The 18,427-nt window shown below is 65.3% G+C and carries 13 protein-coding genes; 4 read left to right on the forward strand and 9 right to left on the reverse strand.

What is annotated here, in order from left to right:
- Positions 1–286: 286 nt before the first annotated feature.
- Positions 287–1,597: an HlyD family type I secretion periplasmic adaptor subunit gene (locus tag ACOOEX_RS18055; protein ID WP_420396125.1), complete on the reverse strand. Its 1,311-nt coding sequence runs from the start codon at positions 1,595–1,597 to the stop codon at positions 287–289.
- Entirely contained in the window at positions 1,597–3,345 is a 1,749-nt protein-coding gene (locus tag ACOOEX_RS18060; protein ID WP_420396126.1) for a type I secretion system permease/ATPase, read from the reverse strand. Before ACOOEX_RS18060 ends, ACOOEX_RS18055 begins: the two co-directional genes overlap by 1 nt.
- Positions 3,346–3,522: 177 nt before the next feature.
- Between ACOOEX_RS18060 and ACOOEX_RS18065 the strand changes: the two genes are divergently transcribed.
- The gene (locus tag ACOOEX_RS18065) at positions 3,523–4,317 is read left to right on the forward strand and encodes a VacJ family lipoprotein (RefSeq protein WP_420396127.1); all 795 of its coding nucleotides are present in this window, start codon (positions 3,523–3,525) and stop codon (positions 4,315–4,317) included.
- The gene (locus tag ACOOEX_RS18070; RefSeq protein ID WP_420396128.1) at positions 4,307–4,918 is read left to right on the forward strand and encodes an MlaC/ttg2D family ABC transporter substrate-binding protein; all 612 of its coding nucleotides are present in this window, start codon (positions 4,307–4,309) and stop codon (positions 4,916–4,918) included. The genes ACOOEX_RS18065 and ACOOEX_RS18070 overlap by 11 nt, the downstream gene beginning before the upstream one ends.
- Before the next feature lie 46 nt (positions 4,919–4,964).
- On the opposite strand, the gene ACOOEX_RS18075 is transcribed toward ACOOEX_RS18070, so the two are convergent.
- On the reverse strand, positions 4,965–7,145 hold the full coding sequence (locus ACOOEX_RS18075; protein ID WP_420396129.1) for a transglycosylase domain-containing protein: 2,181 nt from the start codon (positions 7,143–7,145) through the stop codon (positions 4,965–4,967).
- Between the two features lie 244 nt (positions 7,146–7,389).
- Here ACOOEX_RS18075 and ACOOEX_RS18080 point away from each other — a divergent pair, with 244 nt between their 5' ends.
- Together ACOOEX_RS18080 and ACOOEX_RS18085 are read left to right on the forward strand one after the other, a co-directional pair.
- Positions 7,390–7,728: a P-II family nitrogen regulator gene (locus ACOOEX_RS18080; RefSeq protein ID WP_071689442.1), complete on the forward strand. Its 339-nt coding sequence runs from the start codon at positions 7,390–7,392 to the stop codon at positions 7,726–7,728.
- A 28-nt stretch (positions 7,729–7,756) separates the two neighbouring features.
- A complete protein-coding gene (locus ACOOEX_RS18085) occupies positions 7,757–9,088 on the forward strand; it encodes an ammonium transporter (RefSeq protein ID WP_420396130.1) in 1,332 nt (443 codons plus the stop codon).
- A 162-nt stretch (positions 9,089–9,250) separates the two neighbouring features.
- Here ACOOEX_RS18085 and trxA read toward each other — a convergent pair whose 3' ends face one another.
- The 6 genes from trxA to tsaE all read right to left on the reverse strand — a co-directional run bounded on the left by trxA (position 9,251) and on the right by tsaE (position 18,415).
- Positions 9,251–9,571, reverse strand: coding sequence for a thioredoxin (trxA, locus tag ACOOEX_RS18090; RefSeq protein ID WP_071689443.1), 321 nt, complete (start codon positions 9,569–9,571; stop codon positions 9,251–9,253).
- 410 nt (positions 9,572–9,981) lie between these two features.
- A complete protein-coding gene (addA, locus tag ACOOEX_RS18095; RefSeq protein ID WP_420396131.1) occupies positions 9,982–13,365 on the reverse strand; it encodes a double-strand break repair helicase AddA in 3,384 nt (1,127 codons plus the stop codon).
- Complete coding sequence (gene addB / locus ACOOEX_RS18100) at positions 13,362–16,316, reverse strand: double-strand break repair protein AddB (RefSeq protein WP_420396132.1); 2,955 nt, start codon at positions 16,314–16,316, stop codon at positions 13,362–13,364. Before addB ends, addA begins: the two co-directional genes overlap by 4 nt.
- The gene (locus tag ACOOEX_RS18105) at positions 16,309–16,995 is read right to left on the reverse strand and encodes a nucleotidyltransferase family protein (protein WP_420396133.1); all 687 of its coding nucleotides are present in this window, start codon (positions 16,993–16,995) and stop codon (positions 16,309–16,311) included. The genes addB and ACOOEX_RS18105 overlap by 8 nt, the downstream gene beginning before the upstream one ends.
- A complete protein-coding gene (locus ACOOEX_RS18110; RefSeq protein WP_420396134.1) occupies positions 16,992–17,915 on the reverse strand; it encodes an aminoglycoside phosphotransferase family protein in 924 nt (307 codons plus the stop codon). The genes ACOOEX_RS18105 and ACOOEX_RS18110 overlap by 4 nt, the downstream gene beginning before the upstream one ends.
- Complete coding sequence (tsaE, locus tag ACOOEX_RS18115) at positions 17,912–18,415, reverse strand: tRNA (adenosine(37)-N6)-threonylcarbamoyltransferase complex ATPase subunit type 1 TsaE (protein ID WP_420396135.1); 504 nt, start codon at positions 18,413–18,415, stop codon at positions 17,912–17,914. Before tsaE ends, ACOOEX_RS18110 begins: the two co-directional genes overlap by 4 nt.
- Positions 18,416–18,427: the final 12 nt, after the last annotated feature.

Raw genomic sequence — 18,427 nt, forward strand, 5'->3', positions numbered from 1 at the left:
TCGCACCTCTTCGCGCTGAGTTTCCGTCGCGCCGCACCCTAGGGGTCTCCCGCAGCCCCGGCAAGCATCCGAACACGCCGCAAAGGGCCTGAATCCGACCTTCTCTTTCATCTTGGCTCAAATACCTCCGCCGGAGGCGTCCAGCCGCAGCCATGCCGAGCAGCCCCCGCAACAATGAACCGCCCGGTCCACGCCTCCGCGGCAGCACGCGCCGAGGAGGTCCCCGCGCAAGCGGGGGGTGACGAGGCGCGTTCGCGGGGCGACGCGCGATGCGCGGCGAAACAGCTTATCCTTCGCGGAAGGCCCGGTTGAAGTAATCCGAGAGCGGACGCAGGAGGTAGGCCATTGGCGTGCGGTCCTCGGTGCGGATGAAGGCCTCGACAGGCATCCCCGGCAGCAGCGTCTCACCCTCCAGCCGCGTGGCCTCACCCTCGTTCAGCACGATCTCGGCCGCGTAGTAGCTGACGCCGGTATTCTCATCCACGAAGGCATCCGCAGACACCTGCCGCACCTGACCGAACAGTTCGGGCGTGGTGCGCGCATTGAAGGCGGGGAAACGCAGGACAACCTCCTGGCCGACGAAGACCTCGTCGACATTCGTCGGCGCGATCCGGGTCGAAATGATCAGTGGCCGGTCCTGCGGCACGAGAAAGAGAACCGGCTGTGCCGCCTGCACGACCGACCGGGCGCCGAACACGGCAAGCCCGTAGACCACCCCGTCAACCGGTGCGCGGATCTCCGTTTGTGCCAGTTGCCGGCTCAGGGCACGGGCCCGCTCGGCCAGTTCCGCCTGCTCCACCCGCACTTCGCGCAGTTGCGCGATGGCCTCCTCCCGGCGTTCGGTTTCCAGCTGCAGGATCTGCAGATCGATCTCCGTGATCCGGCCCGCCGCTTCCGCTGCGCTGGCCTCCAGCTCCCCGATCGTGCCAAGCAGGCGCGCGCTTTCCCGCCGCAAGGCCAACCCGCGAGAGGCCTCGGCCAGCCCCCGGTCGATCAGGTCCTGCACGCTGACCAGTTCCAGCTCTACCAGCTCGCGCTGATCGGTCAGGGCGGCCCTCTGGGCCGCGATGCCGTCCAGCTGCGCACCGATCTGCTCGGCGCGCCGGTTCAGCTGGTCGGTAGACTGGGTCAGGGTTGCAACGCGCGCGGCAAAGAGGTTGCGCTGGCCCTCCAGAAGCTCCGCCAGATCCGCATTTTCGGCGGCGGCCTCCAGCAGGTCGGGCGGAAAGGCGATCTCGGTCGCGAGATCGCGCTCCGCCTCCAGCCGGGCCTGCCGGGCACGCCATTCGTTCAGTTGCGCATTGGCCACGGACAGGCCCGATTGCAGATCGGACGGATCGAGGCGCAACAACACATCGCCTTCCGCCACGCGCTGCCCCTCGATCACGTCGAGCGTCAGAACCACGCCGCCGTCGGGATGCTGCACCGCCTGCCGGTTTCGATCGACCTCGATCTGGCCCGAGGCAACGACAGCCCCCGCGATATTCGACAGGGCCGCCCAGGCCCCGAAGCCACCGACCAGGGCGATAAGCGCCAGCATACCCAAGGCGATCGGCCCCCGGACGGACCATGCTTTGCTTGCAGTATCGTCGGACATCAGCTGATCCCCCCCTGCACTACCGGCATTTTCGCAGCCCCGAGCACCTGATCGGCGTTGCGCAGCACCTTCTGAAGGATCTCGTCGCGCGGACCGAAGGCCCGTGCGCCGCCATTGTCCAGAACCAGCAACATGTCGCATTCGCGGATGGCGGCCGGGCGGTGCGCCATGATCAGTACGCCGTTTCCTGCAGCCTTCATCGCCTTGATCGCCCGGTTCAGCGCCTCTGCCCCGTCATTGTCGAGGTTGGAGTTGGGTTCATCCAGCACCATCAGCACCGGGTCGCCATACAGCGCCCGCGCGAGACCGATCCGCTGGATCTGCCCGCCCGACAACCGGTTGGCACCGCTGATCATCCGCGTGTCATAGCCTTCGCTCTGGCGTCGGATCAGCGCATCGGCATCCGCGCGCCTGGCCGCCTCCACCACCTTGGCTGGATCCGGCTCCGCCTCAAGCCTTGCGATGTTTTCCGCCAGCGTGCCGTCAAACAGCGTCACCGTTTGCGGCAGGTAGCCGATCAGCTGGCCGAGCGTGTCGGGGTCGTACTGGTCCAGCGTCGCGCCATCCAGGCGGATCTGTCCGCCCGCCGGTTTCCAGACACCGGTCAGGGCCTTTGCGAGCGTTGATTTTCCTGCCCCCGAAGGCCCGATGATCCCGACGGCCTGCCCCGGCTCCACCTTGAAGGTCACGCCTCGCAGCGTCGCCTGCGCATGCCCCGGCGGCACGACCGAAAGCTGGTTGACTTCAAGCAGGGCCTTGGGCCGCGGCAGCGGCAGGCGCACGGGGTCCGGCCGTTCCTCGGTCAGCAATTCCTGTAGGCGCTGACGCCCCTCGCGGGCGCGGGCGATGACCTGCCATTGGCCAATGACCAGTTCAATCGGGGCCAAGGCCCGGCCCATCAGGATCGATCCCGCAATCATCGCCCCAGCGGTCAGTTCCTCCTGCAGCACCAGATAGGCCCCAAGCCCCAGCATGGCTGATTGCAGGAACAGGCGCAGGGTCTTGGTCAGAGTGGCAAAGCCGCCCACCTTGTCAGAGGCAGACATCCCTTGCCCAAGCGCCTGTTCACGCACAATCTTCCAGCGCGCCAATGCCCGCCCCTGCATGCCAAGGCTGCGCACAAGCTCCGACTCGGTCTGCAACTGCCCGGCCATCCGGTCCGCCATCAGCGACGCCCCTCCGGCCTGGCTGAGGGGCCCCGATGACCGCGCCTTGTTGAGAAGCGTGATCAGCACAAGCGTCGCCCCACCCGCCAGGGCCAGCCAGCCAAGCCACGGGTGAAACACGAAAATCGCAAGCACGAAAAGCGGCGTCCATGGCATGTCGAACACTGCGAGGAACACGGGCGAGGACAAGAACCGCTGGATCGCCTCCAGATCCGTCAGGCCGGTATGCTGCTGCCCTGTGCGCCCGGCCCGAGCCAGCGTGGCCCTGAACACGCGTTCATCCAGCCGATCCTGCAACCGCGCGCCAACGCGCGCCGCGACCCGGCCACGGGCGTAGTCGAGAATACCCATGATCAGGAACAGGAACGTCACCAGAATGGACAGCGCCAGCAGGGTTTCCTCCGACCGGCTGCCAAGGACACGGTCATAGACCTGCAGCATGTAAAGCGGGCCGGTCAGCATCAGCACATTGGTAAACATGCTGAACAGGAAGACCGCCCCTATCAGCCGCCCATTGCCGCCACTGGCAAGCCGCAGCTCATCCGCGGAGGCGTTTCGGCTGGATTGTGCCTGTCTCGTCATCTTGGTGTCTGCCTCGCTGGTGAATCCGCTTTTCCGGTTCCACTAATTGTTGACTGCCTTGCCACATAATCCATCAAAAACGGGAAATCTGCCATTGCCCTCTGGCCCCCACCTTTGATTTGAGGTGAGAGACCTTATTATCATGTATAGCCTATGAAAGCCTTGACGAGAATCCCATTGACCGCTGCCGCACCCACATACCGAATTCGTGCTGCCCTGTGTGCAGTACCGCTGCTCGCCATGATGGCCTGCGGGCCAGCGGTGCTGCCCGGCGCATCTGAAATCAACGACCCGACCGAGGCGTCGAATCGGGCGATGCACGACCTGAACGTTGCGGTCGACCGGGCCGTGCTGCGCCCCGTGGCGCTAGGCTATGGCACCGCCGTCCCGGAACCGGTGCGCACCGGACTTGGCAATTTCTCGTCCAATCTCAATCAGCCGCTCTATGTCGTGAACGACATCCTGCAACTGCGTCTGGACGATGCCCTTCGCAACACGTTCCGCTTCCTGATGAACAGCACCTTCGGCCTCGGCGGCCTGCTGGACCCGGCGTCGGAAGGTGGGCTTTACGCGGAAGAAACCGATTTCGGTGAAACCCTGCATGTCTGGGGCGTGTCGGAAGGGGCTTATGTGGTGCTGCCGCTGCTTGGCCCCTCGACCAGCCGCGACACCGCCGGGCTGATCGTTGACACGGTCATGAACCCCACGCGCCTGGCCTTTAGCCCGCCGGAAAGCGACTATATCACCGGGGCCAATGTGGCGGACGCTCTGAACACCCGCCATGAACTTGGGGATGAAATCGACCGGCTCTATTACGAAAGTGCCGATGGCTATGCGCAGGCGCGGCTGATCTACCTGCAAAACCGCCGCTACGAATTGCGAGGCAATCAGCCGACGGATTACGCTGACCCGTATGCAGATCCCTATGACGATTCCTATTTTGACCCTTACGAGGACCCATATGCCCAGTAAGTTCAGCCTCTCCCGGCGGGCCTTCCTTGGACTGACCGGCGCCAGCGCCGCCGCCTTTGCCCTGCCCGGACGTGCCTGGGCGCTGACCGTCGGGGCCGCTCAGACGCTGGTAGAGCGCTTGGTAAGCGACCTGTACGACGCCATCAATTCCGGCGGCAGCGAAGCGCGCATGTTCAGCGATTTCGAGGGCCTGCTGGACCGCTATGCAGATATGCCGATCATCGCGCAATCGGTTCTTGGCGTCGATTGGCGGCGCGCTTCAACGGCACAACGCAACGCATTCGTGGACGCCTTCAGCGGATATATCTCGCGAAAATATGGCAGCCGCTTCCGAGAGTTGATCGGCGGACAGATCGAAGTGACGGGCGCGCGTGCGATCCGCAATTTCTTCGAGGTGACATCGGTCGCGCGCCTGCGCGGCGAAGCGCCCTTCGACGTGATCTGGCTGGTCTCGGATGGCTCCGGCCAGGCGCGCGTGTTCAACCTGATCATCGAGGGCATCAACCTGCGCACCACCGAAGCGGAAGAGGTCGGCGCGATGCTGGACCGAAACCGCGGCGACCTTGACGCGATGATCGCCGATCTGCGCAACGCGAGCTGATCGAAAGCCGGGGCTGCCGTTTGGGCGGCAACCCCGTTCAGGTCGGTCAGTTCCGGTTCGCGCCTAGCAGCCCCAGAACCTCCATCAGGATCTGTTCGGCAATATCCGGTCTGCGACCTGGTGCCTCCTCGATCGGTTCGGGACGCGCCTCTTCTGCCGGGTCGATCATCGGCAGCGGACGCGGCGGGATGCCGTCATGAATGGCTTCCATGGTCTGCCGCCAGATCTCTGCCGGCAAGCCACCGCCCGTCACCCCCGACATGGGTGAGTTATCGTCATAGCCCATCCAGACCCCCGCCACATAATCCGCCGTGAACCCGATAAACCATGCGTCGCGGGCCGATGTGGTGGTGCCGGTTTTTCCCGCGACTGGACGGTCTGGCAGTTGCGCCCGCTGGCCGGTGCCATTGGCCACAACCTGCGCCATCATGTAGGTCAGCTGCCGCGCTGCGAATTCCGAGATCACCCGTTCGCGGATACCGCCGCCCTGCCCCATCATCGGTTCCGTGTCACCCACCAACCGCAGATCGACAAGGCCATAGGGCGTCACGGCAGAGCCGCCGTTCAGAATGCCCGCATAGGCACCTGTCATCTCGATGAGTGTGCTTTCGGACGCGCCAAGCGCCAAGGCCGGGCCAAGCGCCAGATCGCTTTCGATGCCAAACTCGGCGGCCACAGTGCGCACCAGGTCGCGGCCCACCTCCTCTGACAATCGCACGGCGGGCGTGTTCAGCGAGGCCCGCAGCGCCTCGGTCAGCGTCACCGTGCCATAAAACTCGCCGGTATAGTTGCGGGGGGAATACGGCCCCGACCCCGGCACGTTGATCGTCAGTGGCGCATCCTCGACCAGATCGTCGAAACGCCATCCCAGATCGAGCGCGGTGGCATAGACAAAGGGCTTGAAGGCGGACCCGGTCTGCCGCATCGCCATCGTGGCGCGGTTGAACAGGCCGGTGCCCTCCTGTCTGCCGCCCACCATGGCGCGCACGGCCCCATCTGCCGACATGACGATAATCGCGGCCTCGGCCTCGGACCCTTCGCGCACCTGGTTTGCGAACACATCCACCAAGGCGGCCTCTGCGGCCTCCTGCATGCGTGGGTCAAATGTGGTGCGGATGATCACGTCTTCCGTCGTTTCCCGCAGCAGGAAATCCGGGCCTTGCGTCATCACCCAATCGGCGAAATAGCCGCCGGCGCGCGCCTCTGCCGCCTCTGACAAGGTGGCGGGATTGGCGCGGGCTTCGGCGGCCTCTGCGGCGGTCAGATATCCCTGTTCCTCCATCAGTCCCAGCACCACGGCCGCCCGATCCTGCGAGCGTTGCAGGCTGGATGTCGGCGCATAGCGCGAGGGTGCGGTCAGAAGACCAGCGATCATCGCGCCTTCCTGTGGCGTGATCTCGGCGGCGGAATGCCCGAAATAGCGCTGAGAGGCCGCTTCAACCCCGAAGGCTCCAGCGCCCATATAGGCACGGTTCAAATAGATCGTCAGGATTTCCTGCTTGGTATAGCGCAGCTCCATCGCCAGAGAGAACGGCAGTTCCTGGATCTTGCGCCAGAGGCTGCCACGGCGGCAATCGGCCTCGTATTCCGCCTCGCTTTCCCATTCATCCGGGTCAAAGGCCACGCCAAGGCATAGCAGCTTGGCCACCTGCTGCGTGATCGTGGACCCGCCATGGCCCTCCAGCGGGCCGCGCCCTTCGCGCAGGTTGATGCGGATGGCCGAGGCGATGCCGCGCGGGGAAATGCCCCAGTGGCGGAAAAAGCGCCGGTCCTCTGTCGCCACGATGGCGTTGACCACATGTTCCGACACCGTTTCCGTGTCGATCAGCCCGCCATATTGCTCGCCCCGCCAGGCAAAGACATTGCCGTCGCGGTCGAGCATCGTCACCGATCCGCGCGCCCGCCCGTCCACCAGCTCGGTCATCGGCGGCAGGGTGGAGTAGATATAGGCCGTCGCGCCCGCAAGGATCAGCACAAGGGCCAGCGTCGCGCGCCAGACGATCCCGAAAACGATCCGCCAGATGAACCGGAAGAAGGCCCCAATAGCGCCCCGTATCCCGCCCCGTCGCCGTTGCGGCGTGCGGCGGCGCGATCTGCCTGATTTTCGACCAGAGCCGCCGGATCCAGACGACCGTGAAGATTTCGCAGGTGCAGCATTCCTGCGCTCCGCGACAAGCCTGCGGCCCGAACGGGCGTTCCGCCCGCCTCTGTTTCCTGATGCGCTCATGCCTGATCCTGCTCTTTTGATCGCAACATAGGGGATTTCGAGTCGTTTGTGGAGGGTTCTCGCCGCACTGCCGAAATTCCATTGCGCCCAATTATTAACCGTTTGCCCGATTTCATGCAAAAATTTTGCGACCCCCCTCGAATGCGGCCCTCCAACTCCCCTCCCTTCGTTGCTCTTCCTGCCTCTGAGGTCTGCATTGGCAACGTCCGGGTCGCAGAACCCAAAACGACGGAAGGGTAAAACCGTGAAACTCATCATTGCAGCAATCAAGCCGTTCAAGCTGGAGGAGGTCCGCGAAGCTCTGACCTCTATCGGCGTGCGGGGCATGATGGTGACCGAGATCAAGGGCTTCGGCTCTCAGTCCGGGCACACCGAAATCTATCGCGGCGCGGAATATGCCGTGAACTTCGTTCCCAAAGTCAAGCTGGAGATCGTGGTGGCCGATGCCATGGCCGATCAGGTTGTCGAAACCATCCAGACCACAGCCAAGACCGACAAGATCGGCGACGGCAAGATCTTCGTCCTCGACGTATCCGCCGCCGTGCGCGTCCGCACCGGCGAGACCAATGACGACGCCCTCTAAGCAACTGTCAGAACCAGGGATAAATACCATGCAAGTCAGAAAGTTTCTTCCGGCAGTTGCCCTAGCGGCAGTCCTGCTGCCCACCATGGGCCTCGCCCAAGAGGCCGACGCCGTGCCGACCTTTGACGAGATCGGCCCCTACATCATGACCACCCTGCTGTTCTGCATGGCAGGTTTCCTCGTCTTCTTCATGGCGGCTGGCTTTGCCATGCTGGAAGGCGGGCTTGTCCGTTCCAAGAACGTTACGATGCAGATGACCAAGAACATCGCGCTGTTTTCCATCGCCGCAATCATGTACTGGCTGATGGGCTTCAACCTGATGTATCCGGCCGAATGGACCATCGCCAACTGGGTCGGCCCTTTCTTCAGCCAGACCGTGCTTGACCCTGTGGGCGTTGCCGCGGCCGATGCCAATCTTGGCTATGCCTCTGTCGGGTCGGACTTCTTCTTCCAGCTGGTCTTCGTCGCCGCCACCGCCTCGATCGTGTCGGGTGCCCTGGCCGAGCGGATCAAGCTGTGGCCCTTCCTGCTCTTCGTCGTGCTGCTGACCGGCGTGATGTACCCGATTTCCGGGTCCTGGCAGTGGGGCGGCGGCTGGCTGTCCGAAGCGGGCTTCTCCGACTTCGCCGGGTCGACCATCGTGCACTCCGTGGGTGGTTGGGCCGCTCTGGCCGGTGCCCTGATCCTCGGGCCACGCCTTGGCAAATATGGCAAGGATGGCCGCGTGAACCCGATCCCCGGGTCCAACCTTGCCCTTGCCACGCTTGGCACGTTCATCCTGTGGCTTGGCTGGTTCGGTTTCAATGGCGGCTCGCAGCTGGCCATGGGCACTGTCGGCGACATCTCTGACGTCAGCCGCATCTTCGCCAACACCAACATGGCCGCTGCAGCCGGTGCCGTTGCCGCAATGATCCTGACGCAGGTGATGTTCGGCAAGGTCGACCTGACCATGGTGCTGAACGGTGCCCTCGCTGGCCTCGTGTCGATCACCGCAGAGCCTCTCGCCCCCACCCTGTTCGGCGCGCTCTGGATCGGTGCAGTGGGCGGTGTCATCGTGGTCTTCGCAGTACCCTTCCTCGACAAGCTCAAGATCGACGACGTGGTCGGCGCCATTCCGGTGCACCTCTTCGCCGGGATCTGGGGCACCATCGCCGTGGTCTTCTACAATGACGGCGCCAGCCTTGCGACGCAGCTGATGGGCATTGCCGCCTATGGCGTGTTCACCTTCGTCGGCAGCGCGGTCATCTGGTACGTTCTGAAAATGACCGTTGGTATCCGTGTCAGCGAAGAGGACGAGATGATGGGGCTCGACATGTCGGAACTCGGGATGGAAGCCTACCCGGAATTCTCCAAGGGCTGAGCCGGTAACATAGCTGGTCCGGGCTCTCCCTCTTTCCCGGGCCGGCAGAGCGGAAAGCGGCGTCCCATGCGGGCGCCGCTTTTCTTTTAAGGTCCTATCAGAACATAAAAAAACCCCACCACGCCCGGGCGTGGCAGGGTTGGTTGGAAAACCGGAAAGCGCTTAGATTTCGCCTTCGATCCAGCTTTGCAGGGCGGCTTTCGGGGCTGCGCCGATCTTGTTCGACACAACTTCACCACCCTTGAAGAGAAACAGGGCAGGAATCCCTCGAACTCCAAGCTGCATGGGGGAATTCGGGTTCTCGTCTACGTTGATCTTGACGATTTTCACCTTGCCGGCCATCTCTTCCGAGATTTCTTCCAGCGCGGGGCCGATCTGGCGGCAGGGGCCGCACCATTCGGCCCAGAAATCCACCACGACGGGGATATCGGATTGTTTGACTTCAGCGTCAAATGTTGCGTCGGTGACGGCGGTGGTGGCCATATCTAGCCCTCCTGGAGAGAATTTTCACGAGTCAGGGGCGAAACCTATGGGCGGCGATGGACAAGGTCAAGCGACTGAAACACCCAAGCGCAATCATGTGATCGGCGCGGCACATCCCGCCCGGAAAGAGGGGGGTGCCCCCCGTACACCCCCTGTACACCCCCCGTACACCGGGCGTGCATATGACTCGCGGTTTCGCCGCGCATCGCGCGTCGACCGGGGAGCGGCCCTCCTCAACCCCCCGCTTTCGCGGGAGGCCTCGTCGGTCCGCGTTGCCACGGGATATCGGAGAGGACTGTGAGCCGGACCGAGCGGATCTGTGGTCGAGAGTGCGGGATGCCTCCGGCGGAGGTATTTTTTGCCAAGATGAAAGGGGCGTTGCTTTGGAAGCGGTCCGCGCGCGGGCAGTTTCACTTCAGATCGTCACGGGCGCGGATCAGCGCCGGGGTGATGAGGTCGGCGGGGAGCGGCATGAGTAGCGCGGGGCGAGTCCAGAGGATGGCGGTGTCGATGCGTTTGTCGGGGTAGATGGCGGAGAGCATTTCGGCATAGGCGCCCATCTGGCGGAGGATGCCGTCGGGGGTGTCCTCGGGCCGGTCGGGGGCGGTGGCGTTGGATTTGAAATCGACAGCGAGCACGTGATCCGGGGCGAGAATCAGCCGGTCGATCTGGCCCAGGAGGGTGCGGTTCAGGGTCGGGCTGGGGGCCGTCAATGTAACCTCGGCCAGCGCGTCGGGGGTGAAGAGCGGCGCGAGCGACGGGGTGGTGAGGCAGGTTGTGGCCTCCTCAAAGAGTTCCGCGAGGTCGGTGTCGGGCAGGTCTCCCTCCACCGCGAGGATGCCGGGCGCGGCGGCGTACCAGCCCGATTGCGGCAGGTCCGGCAGATGTTCCAACAGCAGGTGCAGGCGGCGGCCACGCAGCTTGGCGGCGTCTTCATCAAGGCCCGCGCCGTCGCCGGGCAGCGCCTTGGCCCCGCCGAGGTCAGACGGTGACAGGGGTTTCGTGTCGCGTGGGCGGGTCGTCGAGCGGGAGGCGATCCAGTCGGGCAGCGCTGAGGGCACGCGCGAGGGCTGCGCGCTGTGGTCCATCGCCGTCCAGTCGCCGGTTTCCAGACGCCACCCCTGCCCGGTGGGCGTTGCGAATGGCGCGGCGTTGCAGGCCTGCGCGGCGGCGAGGATATAGGGATACCAGCCTTCGTTTTCGCCCTTGGCGATCTCGCCTGCCGCCGCCACGATCAGCCAGCTTTCGGCGCGGGTCATGGCGACATAGAGCAGGCGGTTGCGTTCCTCGACCTCTCGCGCGGCGGCCTCATCAAAAAGGTCGCGCATCCCGGCGGGGCTGTCATCCTTGCGCCCGGCCCAACAGACGGGGCCGCTTTCGGGCGCAAACAGTTTGGGTGCGCTGTGGTTGCTTTGCCGATAGGCGGTGTCAGGCAGGATGACGACGGGGGCCTCCAGCCCCTTGGCGCCGTGGACCGACATCACGCGGATCTGGTCGCCGGCGCTACCCGGATCACGCTTGATCTGCACGTCATCGGCCTGAAGCCAGCCGGTGAAGCCGGTGAGGCTGGGCACCTCCATCCGTTCATAGGCCAGCGCCTGCGCCAGCATCGCGTCGATACCATCTTCGGCTTCGTTCCCCATCCGGGCCAGCAGGTTGCGGCGACCGTGATGGCGGATCAGGATGCGTTCCAGCAGGTCATAGGGGCGCAGGAAATCGGCGTGGTTGCGCAGATCCTCCAGCATCGCGACGCTGTCGGGGTCCATCTCTCGGCGCTGTTGCAGGGCGCGCCAGAGGAAGGTTTTGCCGCGCCCATGGGCCAGATCATGCAGGGCCGGTTCCGACCAGCCGCAGAGGGGCGAGCGCAGGACGGCGGCCAGCGACAGATCATCCTCTGGCGTGGCGAGGAAAGAGAGGAGCGCTGTCAGATCCTTGACCGCCAGTTCGGCGGCCAGCCGCATCCGGTCGGCCCCGGCAATCGGCAGGCCCTGTTCCTTGATCGCGGCGATAAGCTCGTGAAACAGGTCGGACCGACGTTGGACGAGGATCAGGATATCGCCCGCCGTGAGCGGGCGGCGCGTGCCGTCGACCGAAATCGGGGTGCCCGCATGGATCATGCGCTTGATCTCGCCTGCAATGGCGCGGGCCAGCCGGACGGTGTGGTGATCATCGGCCAGTTGATCGACGGGGTCATCCCAGTCGGGTTTCTCCTCGCTATCGGCCTTTTCCACCACGGGCCAGATATCGACGCGGCCCGGCAGATCCTGCTTGAAGGCGATATGTTCGACGTCCTGTCCCACCCCGGCGCTCGCCGCACCTTTGAACACCTCGTCCACAAGTTGCAGGATCGGCGGGGCGGAACGGAAGGAATGGGCCAGCACGCGGGACTGAAACAGCGCCTCGGCATCGTGCAGGCGGGCGGCGAAATGCTCGCGCATCCGGTCGAACCCGTCCGGGTCCGCGCCCTGGAAGGAATAGATCGACTGTTTCTTGTCGCCGACCACGAAAATGGTCCGGTCCACGTCGTCGCGCGCGCCCGACCCGGCAGCGAATTCCTCGGCCAGTTGGGCAACGATATCCCATTGGGCGGGCGAGGTATCCTGCGCCTCGTCCACGAGGATGTGGTCGATGCCGCCATCGAGCCGGAAGAGCACCCATTGCGCCACGCCGCTATCGGCCAGAAGGCGGCGGGTGGAGAGGATCAGGTCGTCGAAATCGAGCCAGCCACGGGCGGATTTGGCCGCGTCATAGGCGGGCAGGAAGCCACGGGCGAAGCGGTGAAGGGCGCGGGTTTTTTCGGCGGCGAGGAGGGCGCGGCGGATCGGGCGGGCCTCGGCCAGACGCAGCATCAGCGCCTCCAGCGGTTCATGGATCGCGGCCATCTGCGCCCAGATGGGTTTGGTGGGAAAGCTGCCGATCTTGGGGCTGTCTGGGGTTTTGGTCTTGGAGCCGGTCAGGAAGACTTCTTCCAGCGTGGCGATATCGGACAGCCCCGGTGTGTCCCAGTTGACCGCTGACAGCCGCCGATGATTGGCACCCTGATTGCGGTTGTCAGGGTCGAGGTTCTGGCGGACGATCTGGCAAATGTCGCGTTCGTCGCCATGGAAGACATGGGCGATCAGGTCGGTGGCGGTGTAGCCTTTGGGCAGGTCGAACCACGCCATGATGTCGGCGTCGGGCCAGTCCTGTTCGAACGCCAGACGCTTGCCCAGAAGCGCACGGATGAGCGGCATGGGATCGTCACCCGAGACATGGGCGGCAAGCGCATCGACGGCACCCTGCCCCTCGCCCTCGGCCAGGCCGTCCAGCACATCGGCACAGAGCATCGCCTGCGCGCGTTCGTCCATTTCGGTGAAGTTGGGGGCGACCCCGGCCTCCAGCGGGAAGCGGCGCAGGACGGCGGAGCAGAAGGAGTGGATGGTCTGAATCTTGAGGCCGCCCGGCGTCTCGATCGCGCGGGCAAAGAGCGTGCGGGCATGGGACAGGAGCGCCGGGGTCAACGTGCCCGCGTCCATGCCCAGATGCAGCAGATCGCGGCGCAGGTCGGCATCAGGCTTCATCGCCCATTCGCCAAGCCGCTTGAACAGGCGGTTCTGCATCTCGGACGCCGCGGCCTTGGTGTAGGTCAGGCAAAGGATGCGTTCGGGCGGAACATCTTGTAGAAGAAGGCGCGCAACGCGGTCGGTCAGCACCCGGGTTTTACCACTGCCGGCATTGGCCGACAGCCAGGTGGACGCAGCCGGGTTTGCGGCGGTGATCTGGGCGGTGGTGGCTTCGTCGAACTGGATACTCATTGGCCCACCTTCACGGTCACGGCAGCCATGGTTTCATCCCACTCCCCAAAGCGGGCGAGGTGATCATAGTCGCCTTCGAACAATACCTTTTCCATCGCGCGGCGGGAGGTGAAGCCATTGGTTTCATTCATATAATGGTCAAGCAGTTTGCCAAAGCCTTCGGTGATCTCAGCCACTTCACCGGGCGTCACGGGATGGTCGCGCACATTGCCCCCCGATCCAAGCGCCACATAGGCAATGAGCGCGGTTTCCATCGGCTCGCCAAATGCGCCTTTCGCGGCCATAGCGGCCTCCAGCCAGAGCTGTTTGTTGAACGCTTTTTCCTGCGCCTCGGTGGGTGCGCTGCCAGTCTTGTAATCATATATAAGAATGCGCCCATCCGGGGCCTTGTCGATCCGGTCGGCGGTGCCGGTCAGGGTGAAGCCCGGCGCGCCCAGTTCCGCCTTGCCTTCAGCCTCCAGCCGCCACGGGGTGCCCAGGGCACGGCGCTCCTGCTCGGTTGCAATGAACCAAGGCGCGATCTTCTCGATCCTTGCGCGCCAGAGGCGGCGGGCGGCGGGCCATGGGGCCGCGTCCTCCAGCACCTCGTCGGCAATTCGCAACAGCAGCGCCTCGGGCTGGTCGGGCAACCCGCCCCATGTGGCCTTGATGAAATCGTGCAGCACGTCATGCAGAATGGTGCCGCGCAGGGGGGCGTCCGGCGATTGGCGAAGGGGGTCGAGCGGCCGCAGGTCCAGCACCTTGCGCGCATAGACCCAATAGGGATCGCGGATCAGCTTTTCGACCTGCGTGACGGACAGGCCATCGGGGCGCTGCGCGGCGGGCGGGGCGGGCGCGGGCCGTGTGGCGGGGGCGATGCGCGCGGCGGGCTCGTCCAGCCGTTCGGCGATAGCAAGCCAGTCGTTCCCCCGCGCGGTCATTGCCGCCAGCGCCGCCGCGCTTTCCGCGCTTGCGCCCTTCATCAGGTTCACGATCCGATTGAGCCAACGCGACGGCACGGTTTCGGTTTCCGCATCGCGTTTGGCACGGCAGAGCCAGACCTCGGCCCCCGTCACCGATTGCTGGAAGTCATGGGCCGAGAGACCGATCACCCGGTCGGGCAGCCGCAGCCCCGCCTTGGCCCGCATCCAGCGATTGAGCCACGGATCGGCGCCGGGGGCCGACGGCCACGATCCTTCGTTGAGCCCCGCAAGAATGACCAGATCGGTGCCCATCACCCGTGCCTCCAACGTGCCCCAGATCATGATGTCGGGATGCGGGGCCAGCGGGTCGCGCGCCTCTTCCTCGCGCAGCACCGCGCCCACGAAATCGCGGTATTCGGCGGCGGTCATGGTGCCGCCTGCAACGGCCTCGCGTTCCAGCGCCTGCATCTGGGCAAGGGCCTTTTCGCCTTCATCCTTCTGCCAAAGCGCCCCTGCACCCTCAGCCCCCGGTCCAGCGGCCAGAAGCTGAGCCGCCGCCAGATGCCGGGCGACGTGGTCGGCCAGCGGCTGCGGCCCCGGCGCATGCAGGTTCAGCGCGGCCTCGGCGACCCAGGCGGCCCAGTCCATCGCGCCCGGATCGGTCTCGCGCCTTGCCGCCCAGTCCACCAGATCGGCACGGGTCGGGAAGGGCAGCTTGCCACGCAGCAATTGCAGTTCCAGATCGCGGGTGCGGCGCAGATGCTCGCCCCGGTCGTCGCGGCCCGAATGGGTCAAAGGGTGTTTCAGCAGGACCAGCAGATCCTCCGCCGTCATCCGCTCGGCCAGCCCTTCAGCCACATGCAGCAAGAGCCGCCCCGGCGCGGTCTGCGACAGGGGTTCACCAGCGGAATCATCCGGTTCGATCCTCCAACGGTCCAGCGCCGCTGTCACCTGCCGGGTCAGCGCCCGGTCGGGGCTGATCAGCGCAGCGCGCTTGCCCTCGTCGATGGCGCGGCGCAGGCGTAGGGCGATGACGGCGGCCTCCAGTTGTGGGCTGGAGGCCTCGATGAGGGTGAGCTGTTCGGCGGCCTGCGTAACCTCTGTCAGCTTCGGCCCTTCCTCCAGCCATTGATCGGTGACCGGTGCGGGACGCATGGCCAGTGAAATCAGCCGGTTGCGGGCGGGATTCGCGGGCGCATCGCTACCCCATACCTGCACATCGCACGGGTGCATCCCCACCCGCGCGGCGAAGCTTGCAAACCGAAACTGAGGGTGATCCTCGCCACCGCTGAGGCTATCGCCCATCTGTTCGGTCAACCGGTCCCACACCGCGCGCGGCTGGTCGAAGTCGAAGCCCGGCAGAATCACCGCACCTTGCGGCAGCCCTGCGACCAGTTCCATGAACCGCGCCGTGGGCCCGCGAGACCCGGTAGAGCCTGCCACGATGATCGGATGATCGGGCGGCGCCAGGGACCACAGCGACACAAGCCGGGCGACCACGGCGGCCTGCCGCGCCTCGACCGACATATGATCTTCGCTGCCCGCGAAATAGGGCGCGACGATGCCGAGAAACTTTTGCGAGCGCTGCCAATGGGCGGAATGATTGCCGACGTCGAGCCCCGCCACGGCCTCTGGTGTCACCATCTCCTCCTGCATCTCACCCATGAGATCGGCGAGGCTGTCGGACAGGCCATAGAGCGAGGATCGCGGCGCGAGGTCCGGTTCGCGGTCGAGCAGGGCCGAGACGGTCTGCGACAATTGCAACCGCAACCGCAAGGGAGAGATCGCGGGTGGCAGGCCGGTCATGTCGGGGCGGCGGGCGAGGTCCGTCACCAGCTTGATCTGCGGCAGGAAGCCTGCGCCCTTTTCCGCATAGATCGCGCGCAGGCGGCGTTGCGTGCGGGCGGTGTTGACGTAGATTTCCACCCGCGCCAGGGCATGGGGGGGCTGGTCTTTCAGCCGCTCTGCCACGCCTTTGACCAGCGCGGCGGTGAAATCGACGCCAAGGGGCGTTGCGAAGACGCGGGGGGTGGGGGTGGCTTCAAACATGGGTCACCATTTCCTCGGCCAGTCCGATCCCCTCGGGGTGGCCCACATCGGCCCAGTGACCCGTGTGAACCGTGCCAAACATCCGGCCCTGCGCCATGGCCGCGTTCCATATCTCGTGAAGCGAAAACGGCCCCTCGGGATAGCCCTGTAACAGCACCGTCTTCAGGATTTGCGCGCCGGTATAGACCTCTCCCACCTTGTCCCAGCCAAGCCGCCCGTCCGCATCGCGGGCGAAATCGCCGCCCGCCTGCCGCCCCACGGCGCGGGATTGCGGCACCATCAGGGCCAGTACGTCCATCTGGTCAGGGTCCCAAGCGGCGGCCAGCGTGGCCAGCGCATTGGGGCCGGTCCAGACCGCATCGGCGTTGAGGGTAAAGACGGAGTCAGCCTGCAACAGCGGCAGGGCGTGGCGGATGCCCCCCGCGCTGTCGAGAATGATCGGTTGCTCCTCGGAAAACGCCACATCCGCCATGCCGTGCAGATGGGCGCGCATCTGGTCGGCGTGGTGGTGGCCATTGACCACGATCCGCCCCACACCCGCACCGCGCGCCTGCTCTAGAGCGTGGTCGATCAGGGGCCGCCCCGCGACCGGGATCAGCGGTTTTGGCCGGGTTTTCGTGAGCACCCCCATGCGGGTGCCGAACCCGGCGGCGAGGATCATGCAGGCGGTCGGCATCATGGCCTGAGCCCTCGCAATAGCGGCTCCATCGCCCCGGCAAGATCCGTCAGCGCCGGGTGCGCCAGCGCGTCGGTGACATGGGCAAAAACGCGCGGCAGGTGGGTCAGGTACACGGGTTTGCCCCGGTCCCGCGCCAGACGACGGAAGACGCCGAGAATACGCAGGTTTCTCTGGAAGCTGAGCAGCGCGCTTTGCTCGGCAAAACCACCTTCGTCGATTGCCAGCGCGTCCGTGTACCGGGCGGTCATGGCAGCGGCGATATCGTCAGGGATATCGCGGCGGGCGTCCTTGATGAAGGACACGAGATCATAGCCCGGCGGGGCCAGCACCGCGTCCTGGAAATCCAGCAGGCCAACGCGGGTCAGCCCGAGCCGGTCGGGCAACCACAGCAGGTTTTCCGCATGAACGTCGCGCAGTGCGGGCACCAGCGGCGCGGTGAAGACGCGGGCGAATTGCGCCTTCATTTCCGCCAGAGCCGCCTCCGCATCGGTGCCATCCGGCAGCGCGATACGGGTCATCTCGGCCATCACATGCGGGGTCAGGGCGGGCAGGCTCCACCCCTCTGGGTGGCGGGCCAGATGGATCAGCACATCCGCGGCGGCAAGGCTCGCCTCCATCAGATCCGGCCCCAGGGTGGCAAAGCTTCGGTCGCCAAAATCCTCCAGCAACATCAGGCCCCTGTCCTTGTCGGACCCGATGATCAGCGGCGTGGACAGCGCCATGGCCCGCAGCTTGGCAGCAATGCTGAGGAACGCGTCAAAAGCGGCACGGTCCTCGGGGGGGGCCAGCATCAGAACCGCGCGCGCATCGCCCAGGCTCAGGCGTTCATAGCGCCGGGCAGAGGCATCGCCCGCCAGCGGCACGCGCGTCGCGTTGCCCCAGCCAATGGCGTCGAGAAACTCCTGAACGGGGGCACTCATGCGGGCACCACCAGGCTGAGCCGGTCGGCCCAAAGATCGGGGCGGGCGGAGGAGATCGTCAGCGCCCGCGCATCGTCTTGCCCCGGCACCATCCGCAGCGACAGCCAAAGGGCGCGGTCGGGCATTTCATCGCCCAACCGGTCGGGCCATTCCACAAGGCAGATGGCCGTATCAAAGGCGTCGGTCAGGCCCAGTTCATCGACCTCTTGCGGATCGCTCAGGCGATACAGGTCGGCATGCCAGATCTCGGAGCCACCAGCCTCATAGGTCTGGACAAGCGTGAAGGTGGGCGACGGCACGTCCTCCACCCGGCCCTCGGCCGCTTGCAGGTGCTGGATCAGCGATCGGGCGAAATGGGTCTTCCCGGCCCCGAGATCACCATCGAGACAAAGGATATCTCCCGGCGCAAGCCGGTCCGCCAGATGCCGCGCCAGCCGCGACGTGGCCTCTGGCGAGGTCAGGGTTGTGCCGGCGATCACGGGGCGGACGGGGTTCGACATGGTGCGAGTTTA

Origin of the sequence: Nioella sp. (genome assembly GCF_965215655.1) — a bacterium.
Taxonomy (GTDB): domain Bacteria; phylum Pseudomonadota; class Alphaproteobacteria; order Rhodobacterales; family Rhodobacteraceae; genus Nioella.

Bases quoted from the DNA above. Each gene is read 5' to 3' on its own strand.
- ACOOEX_RS18105 (WP_420396133.1), bottom strand. From the start codon at position 16,995: ATGATGCCGACCGCCTGCATGATCCTCGCCGCCGGGTTCGGCACCCGC.
- trxA (WP_071689443.1), bottom strand. From the start codon at position 9,571: ATGGCCACCACCGCCGTCACCGACGCAACATTTGACGCTGAAGTCAAA.
- tsaE (WP_420396135.1), bottom strand. From the start codon at position 18,415: ATGTCGAACCCCGTCCGCCCCGTGATCGCCGGCACAACCCTGACCTCG.
- ACOOEX_RS18085 (WP_420396130.1), top strand. From the start codon at position 7,757: ATGCAAGTCAGAAAGTTTCTTCCGGCAGTTGCCCTAGCGGCAGTCCTG.
- ACOOEX_RS18110 (WP_420396134.1), bottom strand. From the start codon at position 17,915: ATGAGTGCCCCCGTTCAGGAGTTTCTCGACGCCATTGGCTGGGGCAAC.
- ACOOEX_RS18075 (WP_420396129.1), bottom strand. From the start codon at position 7,145: ATGAGCGCATCAGGAAACAGAGGCGGGCGGAACGCCCGTTCGGGCCGC.
- ACOOEX_RS18055 (WP_420396125.1), bottom strand. From the start codon at position 1,597: ATGTCCGACGATACTGCAAGCAAAGCATGGTCCGTCCGGGGGCCGATC.
- addB (WP_420396132.1), bottom strand. From the start codon at position 16,316: ATGTTTGAAGCCACCCCCACCCCCCGCGTCTTCGCAACGCCCCTTGGC.
- ACOOEX_RS18060 (WP_420396126.1), bottom strand. From the start codon at position 3,345: ATGACGAGACAGGCACAATCCAGCCGAAACGCCTCCGCGGATGAGCTG.
- addA (WP_420396131.1), bottom strand. From the start codon at position 13,365: ATGAGTATCCAGTTCGACGAAGCCACCACCGCCCAGATCACCGCCGCA.
- ACOOEX_RS18070 (WP_420396128.1), top strand. From the start codon at position 4,307: ATGCCCAGTAAGTTCAGCCTCTCCCGGCGGGCCTTCCTTGGACTGACC.